Annotated in this window: 2 protein-coding genes; both read left to right on the top strand. The window is 64.8% G+C overall.

The features are described from left to right. Window positions 1-625 precede the first annotated feature (625 nt). Window positions 626-1129 (top strand): hypothetical protein, encoded by a 504-nt coding sequence (locus ACODTZ_RS36040; RefSeq protein WP_489032100.1) that lies wholly within the window; start codon window positions 626-628, stop codon window positions 1127-1129. 261 nt (window positions 1130-1390) lie between these two features. Further along, entirely contained in the window at window positions 1391-3031 is a 1641-nt protein-coding gene (locus ACODTZ_RS36035; protein WP_047505762.1) for a Na+/H+ antiporter, read from the top strand. Window positions 3032-3123: the final 92 nt, after the last annotated feature.

The following is a 3123-nucleotide window of genomic DNA, read 5'->3' as shown; positions in this document are numbered from 1 at the left end:
TCCCGAGTATCTGCTAAGCGTGCCACTTGCTCGACGGGAATGGACACGAGGAAAGGCGGCGCTGCGGGTGTTCGCAGGCACCGAGTCAAAGCCGCGCCGTCGTACTCTCGGCGGCGTGCTTAGATCCTCGGCACCTTGGCCGAGGATGACGTCGCGAATGAGGTTTCGCTGCGGAAACAAATAGTTGCACGCCATCGCCCGATGCCGGGCACCGCCGGCACTCCACTCTCCGCGTCATACTCGGGCTCGTCCCGAGTATCTACCAAGCATCCGACTTGCTCGACGGGAATGGACACGAGGAAAGACAGCGCTGCGGGTGCTCGCAGCCGTCCACCCAGAGCCGTACCGTTGCATTCTCGGCGGCGTGCTTAGATCCTCGGGACAAGCCCGAGGATGACGCCGCGCGTGGGGTTTTCGCTGCGGAAGCAATCGGCTGCCGATTGCCCGCCCCGAATCGCCACCACACATAGCGTAAACGAAATCTTAATCCCGCCCATCGACCTCGGTCAATCGGCTGAAATTCATCACAACATTCCCCTTTTGACGCCGCCGGCAAATCACCTTAGCCCGTCCCTGCTCGTCCATGAAGGACGGCTTTCACGATGGACTCGCAAAGGAGATTCAAGTGACCAGTGTTTCCTCCCTGGGCGGCAACGGCGCCCAGTATATTTCCAGCCTCGACAAGAACGGCGACGGCATCGTCTCCGCCGACGAGCTGGCCGCCGCCAACACCACCAGCGGCACGACCGCGACGACGACCAAGGCCTCGACGGCAAACAGCACCGCCGATAGCGCCAGCGTCACCCAGAAGATCGCAGCCGATATCCTCTCCTTGATGCTGCAGCTGCAGCAGTCGAGCGAAAGCGACGATGGATCGAACGACGATGGCAGCCTCTCCGGCAACAGCCCGAAGGGCATTCTGGCGCTGATGGACAGCAACAACGACGGCAAGCTGACGACCAGTGAGGTTCTCTCCGCCGATCCGTCGAAGATCGCCGAGAGCGCCGGCGCCGGCGACAACACCGCCGTCACGCAGGTCCTCACCGACATGCAGACCGCGATCCGCGCCTACCAGACCACCTACGGCTCCTCGCTCGCCTCCGATACCGACAACACCCAGACTGCCTGATCGACCAGACTTCTGACCTACGAGGCCGCCTGATTGGCGCGCAACACGGCTCCGCCGGGGGAGCCGAAACAGCCTGTCCTTTCGATACCGCGCGCCGTGTATGGGCAAGCGGATCCAGCCTCATCAAGGACTTGACCTCAACGCAAGCGCCGATGGCGCAATGTCGCAGGTGGCCCGAAACAGGGTCCACGACCGTTGCAACGACAGCCAAAAACCCGCAAAACCGAACTTCGACGGTAAGAACGAAGGACATGGCATTTCATGGAAAGCATCAGCGTTTCGTTGATCCTGCTGTTTGCAGTGGTCGTTAGCGGAACACTCACCAGGCTCTCCCCGATCCCGGTCCCGCCGCCTCTCGTGCAGATCGCGCTCGGCGCCGTCATCGCCTCGGTGGCCGATCTCGGCGTCAGCCTCGATCCCGACCTCTTCTTCATGCTCTTCCTGCCGCCCCTGCTGTTTCTCGATGGCTGGCGCATCCCCAAGGAAGGCCTGCTGCGCGACAAGACCGTCATCCTCGAGCTGGCGCTCGGCCTCGTCATCTTCACCGTGCTCGGCGTCGGCCTCCTCGTTCACCTCCTCATCCCCTCCATGCCGCTCGCGGTCGCCTTCGCGCTTGCGGCAGTCGTCTCGCCGACGGATCCGATCGCCGTCTCCGCGATTGCCGCGCGCGTGCCGATCCCCAACCGTCTGATGCACATTCTTGAGGGTGAATCGCTGCTCAACGACGCGTCCGGCCTCGTCTGCATGCGCTTTGCGGTCGCAGCCGCCCTCACCGGCACCTTCTCGCTGACGGATGCCGTCGGCACCTTCTTCTGGGTGGCGATCGGCGGCATTGTCATCGGCATCGGCGTCACCTGGGCGGTCATGCAGCTGCAGCGTTTCCTCACCCGCCGGCTTGGCGAGGAGACCGGCTCGCAGATCCTCATCAGCCTGCTTCTGCCGTTTGCCGCCTATCTGATCGCCGAACACCTGGAATGCTCCGGCATCCTGGCGGCGGTCGCGGCCGGCATCACCATGAGCTTCGGCGAGCAGAGCGGCCGCGCATCCGCCGTCACCCGCGTGCGCCGCACCGCCGTCTGGGATACGGTCCAGTTCGCCATGAACGGCGTCATCTTCGTGCTGCTCGGCGAGCAGCTGCCGCAGATCGCCTCCAGCGCCATCAATATCGTCCGCGAAACCGGGCACTACGACCCGCTGTGGCTGATCGTCTACATCGTCGCGATCAACGTGGCGCTGGGGGTGCTACGCTTCTCCTGGGTCTGGGTATCGCTGCGCTTCACGCTCTATCGCGCTGCCCGAAACGGCCTGGACTTCACCCGCCCGAGCTGGCGCCTTGTGGCCGCCACCTCGCTTGCCGGCGCCCGCGGCGCCATCACGCTCGCCGGCGTTCTGACATTGCCGCTGACCATGGGCGACGGCTCTCCCTTCCCGGGCCGCGACCTCGCGATCTTCCTCGCAGCCGGCGTCATCATCGTCTCGCTCTTGGCGGCCAGCATCGGCCTGCCCTTCCTCTTGAAGAACCTCCACGTCCCCGCAGAACCGTCGCACCAGCGCGAGGAAGACGAGGCCCGCATTCGCGGCGCCGAGGCCGCCATCAAGGCGATCGAGCAGCTGCAGCACGACATGGGCGAAGGCCGCGCCGATGCCGACCTCTACGCCGACGCCGGCGCCCGCCTGATGGACATCTACCGCCAACGCATCGCCGGCCGCTCCAAGACCGGCGACGACGCCATGCTCGCCCGCCGCAGCGAAGAGATCGAACGCAAACTTCGCCTCGCCGGCGTCAAGGCCGAACGTGCCGAGTTCTTCCGGCTGGCCAGGAACCGCAAGCTCTCGGAAGAGCTGATGAAGAAGCTGGTGCGTGAGGCTGATCTTGCCGAGGCGCGTTTTTCGGGGCCGTGAGGGCGGGCTTTGGGGCGGGGCGTCCGTTGAGAGGTTTTGCCGTGTGATACCCCCCTCTGCCCTGCCGGGCATCTCCCCCACAGGTGGGGAGA

This window comes from Rhizobium sp. FG113, assembly GCF_057809895.1.
The sequence above is the reverse complement of the archived record's forward strand: the minus strand, read 5'-3'. Positions and strand labels throughout refer to the sequence as shown.